We start from the raw sequence: 18,731 nt of genomic DNA, 5'->3' as shown, positions 1-18,731 counted from the left end.
CGGAAACTGGGTTAACAAATCTCTACCCTGAATTTATCTAAAAATTTTTCATGGTTGATATTTGTGATGGCAGATTTTTCAAACCAAATTGTAACGATCAAAAAAGGCCTCGACTTGCCGATTGCTGGCGAGCCGCGACAGGTCATTGAACTCGGTGCTAAGCCATCCCAAGTGGCTGTTCTGGGTGAAGAATTCGTTGGGCTTAAGCCGACGATGTTGGTCGAAGAGGGCGATTGGGTTCAAAAGGGCCAAGCCCTGTTTGAAGATAAAAAAACACCGGGCGTGTTGTTCACTGCACCCGCTAGTGGCCAAGTCGTAGCAATTAACCGCGGCGAGCGCCGAATTCTACAATCGGTTGTCATTCGTTGTGATGACGGCGAAAACCGCGATGGACAGATTTCTTTCGAGATCCATCAAGACATCGCCGCTTTAGCAAGGTCAACCGTTCAGGCGCAATTAGTGAAAAGCGGTCTATGGACTGCACTGCGTACGCGGCCTTTCTCGCGCGTGCCTGCGCTCGATAGCACGCCCGCAGGGATTTTTGTTACCGCAATTGATACTAATCCACTGGCCGCCGATCCGCGTTTGATCATCGCCGAGCAAACCGAGGCTTTTAAAGCTGGCTTGCTGGTGTTGAGCCGCTTAACCGAGGGCAAGGTTTACCTGTGTCAGGATAAGGGCGAAGCGATTGTGAAAGAGGCATTGCCGCAACTTGAGCTGCGCCGCTTTGATGGGGTTCATCCAGCTGGTTTAGTCGGCACTCATATTCACTTTACTTTACCCGTGAGTTTAGAGCGTCAGGTATGGCATATCGGCTATCAAGACGTGATTGCCTACGGCAAGTTATTCCAAACCGGTGAGTTATATACCGACCGCATCGTCGCCTTAGGTGGCCCGAGCGTGCTAAATCCGCGTTTACTGCGCACTCAGTTGGGCGCCGAGTTAAGTCCTTTAGTCAGTGATGACATCAAACCCGGCCAAAACCGCGTGGTATCGGGCTCAGTGTTATCAGGCCATACGGCGGTTGGTGTGCATGACTTTTTAGGCCGATTCCACAACCAAGTGTCAGTGTTGAGTGAAGATGCGCAGCACCATGTGCTTTCTTGGGTACGGGGTGGCTCGGATAAATTCTCTATTACCCGCGCGGTGACATCACGTTTGTTTGGTGCCACTAAGTTGTTCGAATTTACCACCCATCAGGGCGGCTCAGCTCGCGCCATGATGGCCTTTGGTCAGCTAGATCGCGTGATGCCACTGGATATTTTACCCACCTTGCTCGTTCGAGACTTAGTGGTGCGTGATACCGATGAGGCGCAGGCCTTAGGTGCATTGGAGTTAGATGAAGAAGATCTGGCGCTGTGTACTTTTGTGTGTCCCGGCAAATATGACTTTGGTAAAGAATTACGTGCCTGTCTAGATGTTATCGAGAGGGAAGGTTAATGACTAAGCAAGTTAAAAAACCTGAATTACAGCAAGCCCCAGATTTACAAGAAGAATACTACGCGACGGGTAAGTCGATGAAGGGCTTTTTGCGTTCACTCGTCATTGCCAGTGGCCACAGCACTAAGGGTAAAGTGCATGTGCGTGACGCGATTGACGTGAAACGTACCATGACGCTAGTCGGTTTGTGTTTACTGCCCGCCATTTTATTCGGTCTATATAACATTGGCCTACAGGCACAGCTTGCGCTTGCGGGTGGCTTATCGACCCCAGATGTTTGGAAGTTGGAAATCTTTAATACCCTGTTCGGCGGCCTTAGCCAAGACACTGGGATATTAGGTTTATTCCTCTATGGTCTTAGTTTTTATTTGCCGATTTACCTGACAGCGCTACTCACCAGTTTGTTCTGGGAAGTGGTATTTGCGCGGGTTCGCGGCCAAGAGTTGCACGAAGGCTTCTTCGTGACGGCGCTGCTGTTTACCTTAATCTTGCCAGTATCGACTCCGCTGTGGCTGGTGGCCATGGGGATTTCCTTCGGTGTGGTTGTGGCTAAAGAGCTGTTTGGCGGCATGGGATATAACTTCCTTAACCCTGCGCTGGCGGGCTTGGCTTTTATTTATTTCGCCTATCCCTCTGAAGTTGCAACCATTAAACAGCTGGTTGCCGTTGATGGTTTCTCTGGTGCGACTGCACTGGCGCAAACCGCAGCGGGTAAGCTGAGCTTTGCCGATTACGCTTGGTTTAGCGCCTTTAGCGACCCTAATTGGTGGAATAACTTTTTTGGCTTCACCGTGGGCGCAATTGGTGAAACCAGCACCTTAGCCATTTTGATCGGCGGTTCATTACTGCTGATCAGCCGCTTAGCCGACTGGCGCATTGTGCTCGGTGTGCTGCTGGGCATGATAGCGACTGCAACGCTGTGTAATTACATCGGTTCTAGCAGTAATGACATGATGGCAATGCCGTGGACTTGGCATCTAGTCACTGGTGGTTTTGCGCTAGCGATGATGTTTATGGCCACCGATCCTGTGACCACTTCCTACACTCGCCAAGGCAAATTTGCCTACGGTGCTTTGATTGGTTTTATGACAGTGCTTATCCGTGTCGCTAACCCCAAAATGCCTGAGGGCGTGATGTTAGCCATTCTGTTCGCCAACCTTTGGGCGCCGCTGTTCGATTATCTGGTGGCCCGCGCCAACATCAAACGGAGATTAAAACGTCATGGTCTTTAAGAAAGATACTGTGGTGGGGACCATGATCTTCACCATCACGCTCTGCCTCCTGTGCTCGTTTATGATCACAGGCACAGCAGGCATATTGAAAGAACGTAAAGTCGCCAAAAAACGTGACGAAGTGAAGCGTTATGTGTTGATGGCAGCCGATGTGAACTTAGGTCAGGAATCTGATTTTAGAGAGATTTTCGCTAAATCGGTTAAGCCATTATTGATCAACCTAGACACAGGTAAGGTGGATTCAGACGCTAACGTGCTCGATTTCGATGAGCGTATGGCGGCGATTAATCCTGAGACCTCTAGCGCACCGAAAAAGGATATCGCCAAGATTAAAACCCGTGCTAACGATGCCCGCGTATTCAAAGTGCTCGATGCCGATGGCAAGTTAGACAGTGTGGTTGTGCCTTTCTACGGTAAAGGTCTGTGGTCGATGATCTACGGCTATGTGGCGGTTGAACCCGATTTCAACACCATTAAAGGGCTAGTGGTGTACGAGCACGGTGAAACCCCAGGTATCGGTGACTTTGTGACGGATCCCCATTGGTTATCGCTGTGGAAGGGTAAGCAATTATTTGATGAAAAAGGCAAATTTGCTATGCGCCTCGTTAAAGGCGGCGCTAAAGAAGGCGATGTCCACGGTGTCGATGCTGTGAGTGGCGCGACCATGACAGGCCGCGGCGTGCAGCGCGCAATGGAGTTTTGGTTTGGGGTTGAGGGTTTTCAAACCTTCTTCAATCAGCTGAAAGCGACGGCCGCGCAGGGTGAATTGCAAGGTGAGATGGGAGAGGCAAAATGAGCAACACTTTATCCATGCGTGACATGTTAACGGGGCCAGTGTTTGCCAATAACCCCGTCGCGATGCAAGTGCTGGGCGTATGTTCGGCGCTGGCGGTCAGTAATTCAATGCAAACCGCTGTGGTGATGACGCTGGCAGTGACCTTTGTGTTGGTATTTTCCAACCTGATTATCTCTGCCATTCGTAACTTTATCCCAACCAGTGTGCGGATTATCGCGCAGATGACGGTTATCGCCTCTTTGGTGATTATCGTCGATATGGTACTGCAGGATGTGGCTTACGAGTTATCTAAACAACTTTCTGTATTCGTTGGGTTAATTATCACTAACTGTATCATCATGGGCCGCGCAGAAGCCTTCGCCATGAAGTATCCACCGCATTTAGCGGTCGTTGATGCGCTCGGTAATGCGACAGGTTATGGCTTGATTTTGATCAGCGTTGCCTTTGTACGCGAGCTGTTAGGAACGGGCAATTTATTCGGTCATAGCGTGTTTACCACCATTGAAAATGGCGGCTGGTACTTGCCAAACGAAATGTTCAAGTTACCACCGAGCGCCTTCTTCCTGATTGGCGTGCTGATCTGGACTATCAATGTGATCCAGCGGAAACGGGGTTAAGGAGCAGATATGGAACACTATATAAACCTATTTTTGCAGGCCACTTTTATCGACAACATGGCGCTGTCGTTCTTCTTAGGCATGTGTACTTTCTTGGCCGTGTCTAAAAAGGTGTCAACCGCCTTTGGTCTAGGCGTCGCCGTGATTGTGGTCATGACCTTAGCCGTGCCGTTAAACCAGCTGATTTACGTCAAAGTACTCGCACCTGGTGCATTGTCTTGGGCGGGATTACCCGGTATCGATTTAAGTTACCTGCAGCTGATCACTTTCATCGGTGTGATTGCGGCGTTAGTGCAAATCCTTGAAATGTTTTTGGATAAGTACATTCCTAGTCTGTATGACTCCCTTGGGATCTTCTTACCTTTGCTCACAGTGAACTGCGCGATTTTTGCTGGGGTGATCTTTATGGCGAACCGTGATTACAACTTCGGTGAGTCAGTGGTGTTTGCTATGGGCTCGGGTCTTGGCTGGGCGGTGGCGATTGTGCTGCTGGCGGGACTGCGCGAAAGAATGAAATTCAACGCGATTCCCGAAGGCTTACAAGGTATTGGTATCACCTTTATCACAACAGGCTTGATGGCGCTGGGCTTTATGTCTTTCTCGGGTATCTCGCTGTAAAGCTACAGTAGGCGAGCCAAGAGTTGAGAAAGTGAATCCAGATTCTTTTTAGAAAAGAGCTAGAAAAGGGTAATACGATGGAAATGGCAATTGGCATAGGTATGTTCACGCTAGTGGTCTGTCTATTGGTGATAGTGATTCTAATCGCCAAAAAGCAATTAGTGGCTACGGGTGAAGTGACGATCAGCATCAACGAAGATGCCGAAAAAAGCATTCAAGTTGCGGCGGGTGACAAGTTACTCGGCGCCTTGGCGAGTCAGAGTATTTTTATTCCGTCAGCCTGTGGTGGCGGCGGAACCTGCGGTCAGTGCCGAGTGAAAATCAAAGCGGGCGGCGGTGATATTCTGCCGACTGAAATGGGCCATATCACCAAGAAAGAGGCTAAAGAAGGTTGTCGTCTCGCCTGCCAAGTCTCAGTGAAAACCGATATGGAACTTGAGCTCGACGAAGAAATCTTTGGGGTGAAAAAGTGGCAATGTCAGGTGATCTCTAATGATAATAAGGCGACTTTTATCAAGGAGTTATTGCTTGAGTTACCGGCAGGTGAAGATGTTCGCTTTAAAGCGGGGGGTTATATTCAAATTGAAGCGCCAGCCCATGTGGTGAAATACGCTGACTTTGATATTCCTGAAAAATACCGTGGCGATTGGGACAAATACGGCCTGTTTGATATAGTCTCGACCGTCAATGAAGAAGTATTGCGCGCTTACTCTATGGCCAACTATCCCGATGAAAAGGGCCGCATTATGCTGAACGTGCGGATTGCGACGCCGCCATCGGCCAATGTGCCAGCGGGCAAGATGTCATCTTACATCTTCAACCTGAAAGCGGGCGATACAGTGACGATTTCTGGGCCATTCGGTGAGTTCTTTGTGAAGGAAACCGATGCGGAAATGGTGTTCATCGGCGGCGGTGCGGGCATGGCACCTATGCGTTCACACATTTTCGATCAGCTTAAGAGTAAGAAAACCACACGTAAAATGAGCTTCTGGTACGGCGCACGTTCGACCCGTGAAGTGTTTTACCAAGCGGATTTCGATGCCCTAGCGGCCGAGAATGACAACTTCGTTTGGCATGTGGCGTTATCTGAGCCATTGCCTGAGGATAATTGGACTGGCTACACTGGCTTTATTCATAATGTGATTTATGAGAATTATCTTAAAAATCATAAGGCACCAGAAGACTGCGAGTACTACATGTGTGGTCCTCCAATCATGAACTCTTCAGTGATTAAGATGCTCGAAAGCCTAGGCGTTGAGCCAGAAAACATCCTACTCGATGACTTTGGTGATTAGCAGTTAAACTTAAGCTAGAGCTTAATCAGAGCTTCAATTAGCGGTTAAAGCTTGAAACTCATAACTCGCGTTAAGGCAACTTAACGCGAGTTTTGTTTATTGCTTGTTAGCGTTTTTAAGTTCAAAGCCTCTAACAATGACATATGCGATAAGGGCAAATATGAATACGATAAGGTACATCCATGCGATACTTTGCAAAGTTTCAATAATTGTTCGATATATCTCAATAGTCCAACGCTCTAGTGTTAGCTGTAGAATTTCTACATCTTTATGTCGAGCGGAAATGTAGCGCTCTAAATCATAAATCCTAACCCCACCAGAAATGCCCACAACGTATGTGGCAAAAATAATATATTTTTGCCAAGCGGCACTGATTGAATCTTGAATTATTCGAGAAAATATTTCTCCCAGTGGTTTTTTGAAAATCGAAACAACTAGAAATGAAACGGTTATAGATAGTGCAAATGTAATAAACAGTAATGTAAAAAACATGCTCTCTCCTTAGAACAGATAATCAAATTGAAAACTTTACCAGCCATTTAAAATCAACAACATAATCTGCTTTCGGCTTACGTCCAAGCGAATAGTCATTGAGGTTGCTTTAAGGATTGGGGTCAAAGTTACTTCCACATTACTCCTGAATAGGCTCGCCATGGCATTGGCTTATCGACACGGTGAATAGAAACCTAGGGTTTCTGATCTTATGAACGAGAGCCATGGACGGCGAACTGGCAGTTAAACAGGGATGTTGTTCAAGTCCGTCCTTGGATGCTCGACCGCCCCGTCCATGGGGCGGACGGTCGCCTCGCCAATCACCATGGCGCACCTTTCGAACATTCGCGTAATCTGTAGATTTACAAGACATACGCAACATATTTTGGGACAAAACCTTGTTAAATAATTCACCCTTATTAGCCAGATTTGGATTAGCTATTCTATTAGTAATGCTTCGTTTGGCTACAAACTAATCAACGTTCGATATAACCCAGTCGGAATAGGCATAACAGGGACATAAATCAGTTCTCTAGAGATTTGATTCATCTTAAGGGAAAAAACCGCCCCAGAATAGCCGCAAATGAGGCGCTAGAGCGGGTTTTAGAGGTTAGCGTGAATCAGTCTGGTGTAGAGTGATTCACGGGCTCACTTTTGGAACTGAATGAATTAAGCAAAGTAATCCAATTTAGGAATAAATTCACATGTGATATCGCATTGATGTGCGTAACCTTCCAATTCACAATTCCAGCGCGTTCTTCGAATCTTCGCCATCGTATCAACGAACTTTTCTGGGCACTCAAGCATCGGAGTGTGAGATACACCTTTTAACTCTATCAACCTGAGTGTGCCACTATACAAAGCAGAAGCCACCAACGAAAATATAATTAAATGAAACAAATAAGAAACCAAAAAAAAACAACAAATTCAGCAAATAAAATAACAAAATAAAACAATTTGCACATAATAAAAAAACAATATGGCCGCGAAATATATTTATTTATTATTGGATAGTAATAAATTTAAGTCATAAAAAAGAATTGGCACTAAAGTATTATTTCAATTTGATACATTTGAAACTAATGTGATTCAAATGTTCAACGTGTAACACCATTGCAACTGCTAATTATTCAAGCCAAAATGATGCAATTTTAAAGGGAGCTTATGTCAAATTTATTTCGTCAGCAGGTTGTAGACGAACAAAAAAAACGGCTTTATGGAGATATATCTTTAGCTCAACCTCTTTCAATATATACCGTATCCCTATCTATATTATTAATAGTTACTGCGATTATTTTATTTTTATATTTTTCACATTATGCTCGAAAGGAAACGGTTCGCGGATATTTAGTTCCAGATAAAGGTGTGATAAAAACCTACGTTAATCGCAGTGGCAATGTGGATATCTTGCACGTAAAGGAAGGTAGTGATGTCAATACGGGAGATCCATTAGTAACAGTCATAATAAGAAGCAGCATGGCATCTGGTTTTGAGTTAAGCGAAACACTGATAAGTGAGTTAAAACAACAGCAAAGTATTTTAAGTGAAGAGTTAGATAATAATGTAGAACTGAATACAGCCGAGACTCTTAGGCTCGAAAAAAGGTTGTCTGACTTATCAGAATCGATGAAGGTATTATCTAGACAAAAACAGTTGTTAGCAGAAAAATTAAACATACAAGTTGCACAGAAAAAACAACACGACAAGCTCTACAAAGATGGTTATTTATCAGAGCTTGATTATCAGCTTCAATTATCAAAATTAATTGAAGTAAAGCAAGAAGTGGAAAACTTAGAGTCGAACAAAATATCGATTGACCGCGAGTTAAATCAAACTCACTCTGAATTAGTGAGCTTACCGTTCCAATTTAATTTAAAACAGTCAGATGTTCATAAGCGCCAATCTGATATTCAAAGACAATTAAATGAAGCGGAGAATAGTTACAAATTTGTTATACGCGCTCAAGAATCAGGTACTGTGGCGGCAGTAAGTGTTGTTGAGGGCGAGTTTATTGCAAGTAATCGTCCATTAATGAGCATTATCCCCAAAGGCTCTTCATTGGTAGCAGAGTTACTATTGCCGACAAGAAGTGCAGGATTTGTTAAGCAGGGTGATGAGGCTAGATTACGCTTTGATGCATTTCCTTATCAACGGTTTGGTTTTCTGCACAGTGAGGTATTGCGTGTAGATAAAGCATTACTACTCGATGGCGAAGCCGATTTACCCGTTAAGTTATCAGAGCCTGTTTACCGTATAAGAACAACCTTATCCGCGCAAGACATGCAGGCTTATGGTGAAGCATTCCCCCTTAAAAGCGGTATGCTCTTAGAGGCTGACATCGTTCTAGACAGACGCACGTTGCTCGATTGGCTACTTGACCCAATTTACAGCCTGCGTGGAAGGATGAGTTAATGGCAATTGCAACTGACAAACATGCCGCCTTGATGGCAAGCGAGAGCAATAGTCCCGTTGACTTACTTGAGTTCTCTGGCAATAAGCGTGTGCCACTTATTTTACAAGCTGAAATGGCTGAATGTGGCCTTGCCTGTATGGCGATGATAGCAAGCTTCAACGGTCACAAGTTAGACATGGGGGCGTTACGCAAGCGCTTCACCGCTAATTTAAAAGGGATGAATTTACAGCAGTTAATTGCGCTAGGTGATTCCATTGGCCTTTCAAGCCGAGCGCTGAAATGCCCACTTGAAGACATAGGGAAATTAGCTTTACCTTGTGTCCTTCACTGGGATATGAACCACTTTGTTGTACTGACAGGTGTAACCAAGAAGAACATCAGCGTAAACGATCCTGCTGTAGGCAAGCGCACTTTATCGCTACAAGAGTTTGCCAAGCATTTTACGGGTATTGCGCTTGAACTGACACCGACGAAGGCATTTGTAAAGCAAGATGAGCGCCAACAAATGCGCTTAAGCCAATTGTGGACCAAAATCAGCGGTGTAAATGCTGCATTAGTTACGCTATTTGTGCTGTCAGTGCTGCTACAAGTATTTTCTTTAGTCACACCTTATTACATGCAATGGGTGGTTGATGAGGTATTAGTAAGCCAAGACCAGCCTTTGCTTATTGTACTGGCAATTGGGTTTAGCCTACTGGTGGTCATTAATGTATTTACCACCAGTGTGCGTAGCTGGTTAGTGTTGAGAGTATCGAGTCTACTGAATATGCAAATGGGGGTAAATTTACTGCGCCGCCTCCTGCGCTTACCCATGAGCTATTTTGAAAAACGTCATATTGGTGATTTAGTGTCTCGTTTTGGCTCGCTGGCACAAGTGCGAGAACGGCTAACGACGGGTCTAGTTGAAACGGTTGTTGATGGTGTGATGTCAATTGCGGTTTTGGTAATGATGCTGATTTACAGCGTAAAGCTGACACTGGTCGTTATAGCTGCAGTGGCATTATACGCCTTGATGCGTTTTGCATTATATCGCCCACTACACAGAGCAACCGAAGAGTCGATTCAAGCGCAAGCTAAGGAGCAAAGTAATTTTTTAGAAAATATCAGGGGTATTCAAACAATTAAGCTGTTTACCTGCGAGAGTGCGAGACAAGGTATTTGGCAAAATCGTTACAGTGAAGTCATTAACGCAGATATTCGTTTAGGTAGGCTAAAAATCAGCTTCGATGCGATGAACAAACTGTTGTTCGGTATTGAAAATATCATTGTGATTTACTTGGCGGCAATGATTGTCATGAACGGTGACCTCACAATCGGCATGGTATTAGCCTTTATCGCTTACAAAAATCAAATGACTGAGCGAGTGGCAAGTTTAATTGAACAGTTAATTATGTTTCGTATGTTGCGATTACACCTTGACCGTATTTCTGATATCGCTCTTCATGAACAAGAGGCGCATCAAGAGAGCTTTACACAGCTCAACATCGTTAAAGGACGCTTAAGTTTAGAGAATGTCAGCTTTAGTTACGGAATGAATGAACCTGAAGTAATTAGCAACCTCAGCCTTGATATTCAGGCCGGTGAATCGGTAGCTATTGTGGGGGCCTCAGGTTGCGGCAAGACTACCTTAGTGAAGCTGATGCTGGGCTTGTTAATACCAACGAATGGACGTGTTTTGCTCGATGGTCAAGACATAAACCATATTGGCTTAACCCAGTATAGGCAACAAATCGCAGCAGTTATGCAGGACGATACCCTACTATCAGGCTCAATTGCTGACAATATTACGTTTTTTGACCCAGAGCCTCATTACGTGAAGATGCAACAATGCGCGCAGCATGCAGCGATAGATATGGATATTGCACGTATGCCAATGGGATATAACAGTTTAGTGGGCGATATGGGTAACCAATTTTCCGGTGGGCAAGTGCAGCGCTTATTGCTTGCGAGAGCCTTATATCAGTCACCCTCGATTTTGTTTATGGATGAAGCAACAAGTCATCTGGACATTATTAATGAAGCAAAAATCAGTGAGCAGATAAAAGCACTGAGCATGACGCGCATCATCATTGCCCATAGACCAGAAACCATTAAGCAGGCAGATAGAGTGGTTGTTATGCATCAGGGTAAAATGATGAGTGCAGAAGAATTACAGCAAGCCCAGTCGGCATCGTAAATGCCCAGAGAATGGTTTTAAGATAGAAAAGACAATAATTTTAGACTGTTAGATTGCGTTTAATATCGGAATTTAGCAGGTTAAAACAAAGGCTCGGTGACTTTTGCCGGAAACCGAGCCTTTGGAAAGCCGCTAAGCGGTTAGACCGACTTAGCAAACATAACTATGAAATTGTAATGGAAGGAAATCATTATGCAAGAATTAACAATGAAAGAAATTGAGCAAGTGAATGGCGGTTGGGTAGTTCCAGTTGCAAGAGGCCTATTTCTTTTAGGTTGCCTGCTGTACGCTTCTGAAGTCCAGTAACACTCTAAATTTAAGTGAGTTTAACAAGCGAGAAATCAATCTCGCTTGTTATTTTCGACATTATAATCGAGAGATACATTAAATAAAATGACGGTTAATAACATATACTTGTTACCATTTAAAAAGAAGTGTGTAGGCATACTTGGCATAATTTTCCCGCTGCCGAGCAGAAATAAAACCTTCATTAGTAACATACGTTCTTTACTGGAATTTTGCTTTAGTGTTTTCATCATAATTTATCTATTGCTGTTTATTTATACACCTTACTCAGTTAGTGTGAATGCATGTGAAAGTGAGTATTTCTCTGAAAAAAAAAGACAATTTAAATGCGAGGATGTTGATGTCAAAATTGTTGAAAGCTTACCTGTATTTTTGATTGTTAGCTTAAGTTTTAATGAGGACGTTTTAGGTATCAATAGCTTTTTCAACACTATTTTTATAAATAAAAACAGTGTTGAAAAGTTTAACCAGAAAATTAGTGACATTCTAAAACATGAGTTAGAGCATAGTAACCAAAGAATGGAACTGGGTTTGATAGGTTTCTATCTGACACCGAAATGGTTAATTGAAGGTTCCGCAGATTACATCAGAGGAAAACCTACAATTGGCTATTGTCGTGGCATTGCTTCTTGGGGAGATGGTTCCAGTAAGCAATTTTATTTTGAATCTTGGGCTAAGGTATTTTATCTTTTACAATTCCAAGGTGTCAGTTATGATGAATTATATAAAAAGGATATTATTTTACAAGTGAGTGATAATGAAATAAAAAACAAATTGGCAGATTTTTTTTGCTTAAATGAAGAAAGTACTTATGATACTAGTGCCCATAACTTTAATATTCGTTAACATATTTGCCATTGCGATATGCTTGCGAAAAAAAAGTAAAACACTTGCACTTTATGCAGTGCTTGAATTGTATTTTTCAGTAGTTGTAGTTGCCTCGTATTTACAAAGTAAATAGGTACATTGTCAACTGATCCGTACCAGCAATTTTGGACATCTTGATAAGTGAGAAAAATCATTTAACGAGGTGAAACCATGTCAACACACAAAATACGTAAAATCCATACCGCTGAATTTAAAGTAGAAGCATTAAGGCTCGCCGATAAAATTGGGGTGGCCGCAGTGGCCAGAGAACTAAAGTTATATAACTGGCGCAGTGCATCAGAACATAAAACAACTTCCTGTGAACGTGAAGCTGAGTTGGCCGCAGAAGTTGCCCGCTTAAAACGTCAATTAGCAGAACAAACGGAGGATTTAGCCATCTTAAAAAGGCGGCTACCTATTTCGCGAAGAATCAAAAATAGCCAGATTTGAGTTTATCCTTGAGCATCAGCACCTGTTCACTCTTAAGCGAATGGTGCTGGTACTTCAGGTATCGCGTAATGGGTATTATGCTTGGCGTAAGGGGGCTCAGACTCAGAGTTCAAGGGCACTGAAGTGCTCTGAAGGTGATAGTAAGATAAAGGCGGCATTTTGGGCGTCGAAGGAACGCTATTGTGCGAGGCGTATTTAAGCTGATTTAGCAGAGCAAGGTGACAAGCTTGACATAAAAACAATACGCAAGGGCATGAAGCGTCAAGGGTTAGTATCTAAGGCTACCCGTAAGTTTTAGGTCACGACGGACAGTAATCACTCGTCCCCAATCGCTCCCAATGTGCTTGAGCAAGACTTTACCACGACAAGCTCAAATCAAAAGTGGGTCGGTGATATTACCTACTTGATGACGAGTGAAGGCTGGTTGTATTTGGCGATAATTATTGACCTACATTCACGTGCAGTTATCGGCTGGTCAATGAACAGTAGAATGACAGCTGAACTGGTTTGTGATGCGCTTAAAATGGCATTATTCCGCCGAGGCTTCCCGAAAAAGTGATTCTTCATAGTGATCGTGGCAGCCAATACTGCTCGCATGATTATGGGTATTTGATAAAAAAATATTAGCTGATACAAAGCATGAGTCGTAAAGGAAATGGCTGGGATAATGCCTGTGCAGAGAGTTTCTTTCATTCACTGAAAGTGGAAGCGTTGCAGGGTGAGCCGATCATGACGAGAGAAAGCATGCGCCAGCGTGTATTTGGTTGATTACAACAAAACGAGAAGGCATAGTTCGCTTGGCTATCTTAGTCCTGAGAACTTTGAATTAAAGAATAGTGCTTAGCAAAGTGTCCATTGCTACTGGTACAGATCATGTCAATTAGCACCGTTAACCATATATATCCATCATCGTTCCATCACCTTTCATACTCACCTAATAATGTTACTCGTGAATTTTATGCGTCAGTAGGTATATGCATAACTCACTTTTGGGCAAAAATTTGTTAGCCCAAAGCTCATGAAAAATGATCGCGTTCAGCGCGTGAATCAGACTAGGCAAGTCTGATTCACAGTAACGATTTTTGACCCCCTCATGGTCAGGTCATACTTTTGGGTATTCATTACTTTATGTATCTCAAACTATCAGACTAAGCAAGAGCTAGCCTTCGAGGTGTGACACTTTGGGCAATAGCTTTTTAGCTAAACGAGCAGCGAGAGGGTTAGTTAAAATTGGCATTGTTGCAGCAGTGACCGTTGGCGACATGGATGTCGCCGTCGAGCCTCAGGGATGCTTCTTTTAAAAGAAATAGACGGCGAGTCACTGAGAGAGTAATGACAATGAATACAACAACTAACGATGCAGTTCTAGCAGCATTGGCATTTCGCAGGCGTCGTGGCCTGTGTTGCCTAGGGGAGCGGATAGATGTACAAAGCCCAATTTCTCATAGAGTTTTACGGCTTCATTTAACGCGGCTGTGGTTTCTAAATAGCAGCTTCGATAACCCGTTTCGCGGGCGAAATCGAGTGCCATTAGCGCTACACGTGTTGCGAGTCCTTTACCGCGAATTTCGGGCATAAAGTACATTTTCTGCAATTCACAAACACCCTCATTGTTGGCTAACGGCGCAATGCCGGCGCCGCCTAGAATGCGACCCTCTAATTCAATAATCCAATAGTTGGCGCCCGCTTGGGAGTAAATCTGGCTGAGGCAATCTAAGGTCGGGTCGGCCACGCTATAACCTTTATCTGCGGTTAAGCCGTATTCGGCCGAGACATCGCGGATGACTTTGGCAATCGCGGCATCATCTTGGGCTGTGGCTTGGCGAATGTGGCAGCCACTTTGGTGTTTGGCGTTATGTACGGCTTGGTTATATAACATGAGTGCCTCTTCAATTTGTGAGGTTTGTGTCGGAGTCAGTTGGGCTAAGATCTCTTGAAATAATTGATTTTGCTGAGTATCTAATTTCAGGAGTAACTTCTTCCCCGCGGGCGTGAGTTGTACGACTAAACAGCGACTGTCCCGTGGGTGTATTTGACTCTGGGCAAGATTTTTATCAATCAGATGCTTAATGGCTCGGCTCGCATTGGACTTATCTATGCTGAGTTTGCAGGCCAGCTCTTTGATGGTCAGCGGCTGCTTGCCTATCTCAAACAAGGCGTGGGCTTGCACTGGCGAGAGGGGCAAATCTCCAAAGGCGGCGTTGAGCATGCCTAAATTCCTCACCAGATAGCGAGATAAGTGCCTGAGTTGGGCGGATGAGCCTGACTCCGCCGTTTGCTTAGCGTGAGTCAGAGGCTTAGCTGGATCTGGAGTCGGTGGTGCGTCTGTTTGAGCCATAGTCGAATGGGTTTGGTTGCATGTCACAACTAAGTTAGCGGGCTTCAACTGCGCTTGCAACATGTTACTAACAAGTTTGTGCGTAAATATCGGGATTTAATAGCGGCGCCATGGCGAGAATAATCGCTTGGGTGTAATTACTTTCACGGGTCGCGTGGCCGTGGGTGAGCAAACCTATGGCACCGCCTTTTTGTTTGATATTGACGGTATTGAACAATCTATCCATCACATGCCCGAGTTCTTCACCTGCTTCTAATGCCCGATAAACCTGCATTGGCAGAGGCAAAATTGCGCTGCGGCCAATGGCAAGTTGGTCTTTATGCCCAATGGCGATATAGGCGAATGTGGCTGGGCCAAAGTCGAAACAATCGACACCGCCTTCCATCGCAAAATAGTAGTCGGCTTGAGTATCTTGTTGATCCTGTTGTTGACAGTAGCGCACCCGATTAATCGCCCCTTGGCGAGTGTCTTTATCTGTCATTGGCTGCGCCGCAACACCTGAAGGTGCATCCATACCGCTGGCTTCTATGATGCTGTCAGGGAACAGTTGTGCCATCGCTTTGGTTGCCGCGTTGATTTTTACTGGGTTTTTAGAACCCACTTTTATCTTGATAATGTTTTGTTGCATATAAGTTGTTTATTTCAGCTTTTAATGTGGACGCTCGTTTGAATCATTGCTTAAATGGTTTGAGGTGTCTAAGCGTTTGGGTTTTCTATTCTGCCACAGTCGTCGGCGAAGCTCAGTAAAAAGCCAACAGTAGGGGAGGCAATAGCCAGCCTTAGGGACTAGGAAGCGACATATGACTATTGCTCCTTCAGTTATGTAGGCTGGGATAGGCAATTGAAGGAACCAAAACCAAGAGATAATAATAATGAAATTCAACAAACTCGTGATCGCTATGGGGATGGCCTGCGGTGTAATACTCGCCGGCTGTAACGATAGCGAAGATAGCACTACGCCCACCGAACCCGAAACTCAACTGCAAGCTTTTGCTCCCAACGGTTTACTCAAAGCCAATATTCGCCGCACCACCTACGGCGTGCCACATATCCAAGCCGATAACTTAGAAAGCTTAGGTTTTGGTAGTGGTTATGCGCAGGCACAGGACAATTTATGTGTGTTAGCCGATGGCTTTATTAAGGCTAACTCGCAGCGTTCCATGTACTTTGGCCCCCATGCGTCGATTGACTTCACTACGGGCCAACCCACAGCGGAAGATAACGGCAACTTGATCTCTGACTTTGCCTACAAAGCGTTAAAGATCAGAGCGCAAGCCGAAGAGAAATGGCCACAGTTTAGTGAAAACTCTCGGGCGCTGATCCAAGGTTTTACCTCTGGTTATAACCAATATCTTGCCGATGTCGAAGCGGGTAAACAAACGGCAGAACCTTTCTGTGGCGGTCAGCCTTGGGTCAAACCTATAGTGCCAGAGGATGTGGTGACTTATCTGTTTTCAATCGCTTTGTTACCGGGCGCAGCTAACTTTCTCGATTTGATTTTTTACGCAAACCCGGGAGATGCGCAGGAATATATGCCGCGTATCGTAGGGCCTGCGCCCAGCCAAGACCAAACCGCATTTGTGGCCGATATGCAGTCTAAGTTGATTGCCCGCGCGGCCCGCATCACCACGCCAGAGACCAATCCCCGAGGATTAGGCTCTAATGGTTGGGGTTTAGGTAAAGATAAAACCGAAAACGGTAAAGGCATGGTGCTCGGCAATCCGCATTTCCCACACACGGGTAACCTGCGTTTTTGGCAATCCCATATTACGATCCCTGGGCATTTAGACATGATGGGCGGCTCGCTTGTGGGTATGCCAGGGCCGATTAATATCGGTTTTAACAAAGATTTAGCGTGGACTCATACCTTCTCAACCGCCGAACATTTTGTGATGTATAACTTAGAGTTAGTCTCGGGCGATCGGATGCAATATCTGTTCGATGGTAAACCTATGCCGATCACCAAAGAGACGGTATCGATTCTGGTGAATGCTGGTCCTGCCGGCATGTTAGTGGCCGAGAAGGATATTTACACCACGGCAAAAGGCCCTATGGTTGAAGCGCCACCTGCTTTAGCACCTTTTGGTTGGGATGATGGCAGCGCCTTTATGATCCAAGACGCCAACATGGGCAATATGGACCCCGTTGACCATTGGTTAGCGATGGACATGGCGACCAATAAAGAAGAGTTCCAACAGGCCTTCAAGGATTACGACGGCGTTATCTTCAATAACACTATGTACGCCGATAAAGAGGGCAATGCTTTCTACATCGACGACTCGACAGTCCCAGGATTGTCTGAATCGGCAGTGGTGTTGTTAAAAACCTCGCCAGACATTAAAGCGGCTAAGGCGCAGGCCGGATTTACGATTTTACCCGGCAACACATCGCTGTTTAGTTTCGATGGCCCAACACCCTATGCCCGCGCGCCAAAGCTTGAGCGTACTGACTTTGTGCAAAACTCCAATGACTCATTCTGGTCGACTAACTTGAATGAACCGCTGACTTATTTCTCGCCCATGTATGGACCAGAAGCAGGGCAATTGTCGCTGCGAACGCGTATGGGCTTGAGCTTAATGCAGGATGCGGCTGGGGCAGATGGCAAGTTTAGCTTGGAAGAACTCGAAGCGGCGGTGTTGTCTAATCGCAGTTATCTTGCTGAGTTAGTGCTGCCTGATTTGATTGCCCAGTGTGATGCCCAAGGCAGCACGCCTGTTGTGGTGTCGGCGAGTTTATCTAAGGATGTCACTTCGGCGTGCACGGCGTTAAAAGCGTGGAATGGTAAGCAAGATAACGACAGCAAAGGCGGTGCTTTACTGCGTGAGTTTGCCCACCAATTCAACCAAACGACCATGTTGACCCAAGGATTCGATCCCGCCAATGCGGCAACGACACCTAAAACCTTGACCACAGATGGCAGCGCCTTAGTGGCTTTAGCCCACAGCGCACTGAATCTTGAGGCAGCAGGTTTTGCCTTAGATGCGCCATTGGGTGAGGTGCAATTCGTGGAGAAATCGCTGCCGGACGGTACGCCAAGCGGGTCGCGTTTACCTTGGCCGGGTAACCACAATGCCGAGGGTGGATTCAACGTGTTCTCGACCAGTCTGTCGGGTGACGACACTTTAATCCCGCAGCACAAGTACGCACCTGTGATGGACGTGGTTACTGGTAAGGCGATGAGTTCTGGCTTAACGGCGAAGGGATACCAAGTGCGTTACGGTTCGAGCTGGATGATGGCTGTGAACTTTACTGACGAAGGGCCAGTGGCGCGGGGAATTTTAACTTACTCTGAGTCGAGTAATATCCTAACGCCTGCGTTTGCCGATCAAAGCATCTTGTACTCAAGCGAGAAAAGTTTCCGTCCGTTGTTGTTCAAAGAGGCCGATATAGCGCCAGCCGTGGTGTCGACCACTGAGCTTATGCTACAGAAACCTTAAGTCTGATTTTGCGCTAATCGTTAACGGCTCACTTCGGCGTTGGTTCCGCAGTGAGCCGTTTTTTAAGGCGTTTGCGACTGATAGCGATTTGTAAAAATTTAACATTAGCGGATGTGATCTTGATCGACTTTAGCTGTCGATATGCGGCATTGGGTCTCGTTTTATGGCTTTTTGTGATCCAGATCCAATCCGGTGTTTTTCTCGGCGCTTATGCTATGTCACTGGTTTTGGTTTGAGGTAAAAATATTGTGTCT

Annotated in this window: 13 protein-coding genes and 1 pseudogene; 11 read left to right on the top strand and 3 right to left on the bottom strand. The window is 45.3% G+C overall.

Translation table 11 applies throughout. The annotated features are described in order from the left end of the window. Positions 1-66 precede the first annotated feature (66 nt). From AC5YB3_RS07725 to nqrF, 6 genes are all read left to right on the top strand, one after another. Entirely contained in the window at positions 67-1,440 is a 1,374-nt protein-coding gene (locus tag AC5YB3_RS07725; protein WP_259508160.1) for a Na(+)-translocating NADH-quinone reductase subunit A, read from the top strand. Continuing rightward, entirely contained in the window at positions 1,440-2,672 is a 1,233-nt protein-coding gene (locus AC5YB3_RS07720; RefSeq protein WP_494526887.1) for an NADH:ubiquinone reductase (Na(+)-transporting) subunit B, read from the top strand. The genes AC5YB3_RS07725 and AC5YB3_RS07720 overlap by 1 nt, the downstream gene beginning before the upstream one ends. Further along, the gene (locus tag AC5YB3_RS07715; protein WP_494526886.1) at positions 2,662-3,468 is read left to right on the top strand and encodes a Na(+)-translocating NADH-quinone reductase subunit C; all 807 of its coding nucleotides are present in this window, start codon (positions 2,662-2,664) and stop codon (positions 3,466-3,468) included. The genes AC5YB3_RS07720 and AC5YB3_RS07715 overlap by 11 nt, the downstream gene beginning before the upstream one ends. Beyond that, complete coding sequence (locus AC5YB3_RS07710) at positions 3,465-4,085, top strand: NADH:ubiquinone reductase (Na(+)-transporting) subunit D (protein WP_006080314.1); 621 nt, start codon at positions 3,465-3,467, stop codon at positions 4,083-4,085. The genes AC5YB3_RS07715 and AC5YB3_RS07710 overlap by 4 nt, the downstream gene beginning before the upstream one ends. A gap of 9 nt (positions 4,086-4,094) precedes the next feature. Next, positions 4,095-4,703: an NADH:ubiquinone reductase (Na(+)-transporting) subunit E gene (nqrE, locus tag AC5YB3_RS07705; protein WP_105250116.1), complete on the top strand. Its 609-nt coding sequence runs from the start codon at positions 4,095-4,097 to the stop codon at positions 4,701-4,703. Positions 4,704-4,780: 77 nt separating this feature from the next. Beyond that, positions 4,781-5,998 (top strand): NADH:ubiquinone reductase (Na(+)-transporting) subunit F, encoded by a 1,218-nt coding sequence (nqrF, locus tag AC5YB3_RS07700; protein WP_413494589.1) that lies wholly within the window; start codon positions 4,781-4,783, stop codon positions 5,996-5,998. A gap of 96 nt (positions 5,999-6,094) precedes the next feature. Here the strand turns inward: nqrF and AC5YB3_RS07695 are convergent, their stop codons facing one another. Then, positions 6,095-6,490, bottom strand: a complete 396-nt coding sequence (locus tag AC5YB3_RS07695; RefSeq protein WP_071938528.1) for a hypothetical protein — start codon at positions 6,488-6,490, stop codon at positions 6,095-6,097. Between the two features lie 1,164 nt (positions 6,491-7,654). Here AC5YB3_RS07695 and AC5YB3_RS07690 point away from each other — a divergent pair. The 4 genes and pseudogenes from AC5YB3_RS07690 (at position 7,655) to AC5YB3_RS07675 (ending at position 13,546) form a co-directional block, all read left to right on the top strand. Beyond that, positions 7,655-8,902, top strand: a complete 1,248-nt coding sequence (locus AC5YB3_RS07690; RefSeq protein WP_494526885.1) for a beta-barrel domain-containing protein — start codon at positions 7,655-7,657, stop codon at positions 8,900-8,902. After that, a complete protein-coding gene (locus AC5YB3_RS07685; protein WP_494526884.1) occupies positions 8,902-11,079 on the top strand; it encodes a peptidase domain-containing ABC transporter in 2,178 nt (725 codons plus the stop codon). The genes AC5YB3_RS07690 and AC5YB3_RS07685 overlap by 1 nt, the downstream gene beginning before the upstream one ends. A gap of 582 nt (positions 11,080-11,661) precedes the next feature. Next, the gene (locus AC5YB3_RS07680) at positions 11,662-12,231 is read left to right on the top strand and encodes a hypothetical protein (protein WP_494526883.1); all 570 of its coding nucleotides are present in this window, start codon (positions 11,662-11,664) and stop codon (positions 12,229-12,231) included. A gap of 192 nt (positions 12,232-12,423) precedes the next feature. After that, positions 12,424-13,546, top strand: a pseudogene (locus AC5YB3_RS07675) (IS3 family transposase). Positions 13,547-14,053: 507 nt separating this feature from the next. Here the strand turns inward: AC5YB3_RS07675 and AC5YB3_RS07670 are convergent. Then, positions 14,054-15,103 (bottom strand): bifunctional helix-turn-helix transcriptional regulator/GNAT family N-acetyltransferase, encoded by a 1,050-nt coding sequence (locus AC5YB3_RS07670; RefSeq protein ID WP_494526882.1) that lies wholly within the window; start codon positions 15,101-15,103, stop codon positions 14,054-14,056. A 4-nt stretch (positions 15,104-15,107) separates the two neighbouring features. Beyond that, complete coding sequence (gene yjjX, locus AC5YB3_RS07665; RefSeq protein WP_494526881.1) at positions 15,108-15,668, bottom strand: inosine/xanthosine triphosphatase; 561 nt, start codon at positions 15,666-15,668, stop codon at positions 15,108-15,110. Positions 15,669-15,912: 244 nt separating this feature from the next. Here yjjX and AC5YB3_RS07660 point away from each other — a divergent pair, with 244 nt between their 5' ends. Further along, on the top strand, positions 15,913-18,477 hold the full coding sequence (locus tag AC5YB3_RS07660) for an acylase (RefSeq protein WP_494526880.1): 2,565 nt from the start codon (positions 15,913-15,915) through the stop codon (positions 18,475-18,477). The last annotated feature ends 254 nt before the right edge of the window (positions 18,478-18,731 follow it).

This window comes from Shewanella sp. 1311, from assembly GCF_059338235.1.
Note: the sequence above shows the minus strand (reverse complement) of the source record. Positions and strands in the feature narration are given on the sequence as shown.

Coding starts and splice junctions, on each gene's coding strand:
- AC5YB3_RS07725 (WP_259508160.1), top strand. CDS start 67: ATGGCAGATTTTTCAAACCAAATTGTAACGATCAAAAAAGGCCTCGAC.
- AC5YB3_RS07720 (WP_494526887.1), top strand. CDS start 1,440: ATGACTAAGCAAGTTAAAAAACCTGAATTACAGCAAGCCCCAGATTTA.
- AC5YB3_RS07715 (WP_494526886.1), top strand. CDS start 2,662: ATGGTCTTTAAGAAAGATACTGTGGTGGGGACCATGATCTTCACCATC.
- AC5YB3_RS07710 (WP_006080314.1), top strand. CDS start 3,465: ATGAGCAACACTTTATCCATGCGTGACATGTTAACGGGGCCAGTGTTT.
- nqrE (WP_105250116.1), top strand. CDS start 4,095: ATGGAACACTATATAAACCTATTTTTGCAGGCCACTTTTATCGACAAC.
- nqrF (WP_413494589.1), top strand. CDS start 4,781: ATGGAAATGGCAATTGGCATAGGTATGTTCACGCTAGTGGTCTGTCTA.
- AC5YB3_RS07695 (WP_071938528.1), bottom strand. CDS start 6,490: ATGTTTTTTACATTACTGTTTATTACATTTGCACTATCTATAACCGTT.
- AC5YB3_RS07690 (WP_494526885.1), top strand. CDS start 7,655: ATGTCAAATTTATTTCGTCAGCAGGTTGTAGACGAACAAAAAAAACGG.
- AC5YB3_RS07685 (WP_494526884.1), top strand. CDS start 8,902: ATGGCAATTGCAACTGACAAACATGCCGCCTTGATGGCAAGCGAGAGC.
- AC5YB3_RS07670 (WP_494526882.1), bottom strand. CDS start 15,103: ATGTTGCAAGCGCAGTTGAAGCCCGCTAACTTAGTTGTGACATGCAAC.
- yjjX (WP_494526881.1), bottom strand. CDS start 15,668: ATGCAACAAAACATTATCAAGATAAAAGTGGGTTCTAAAAACCCAGTA.
- AC5YB3_RS07660 (WP_494526880.1), top strand. CDS start 15,913: ATGAAATTCAACAAACTCGTGATCGCTATGGGGATGGCCTGCGGTGTA.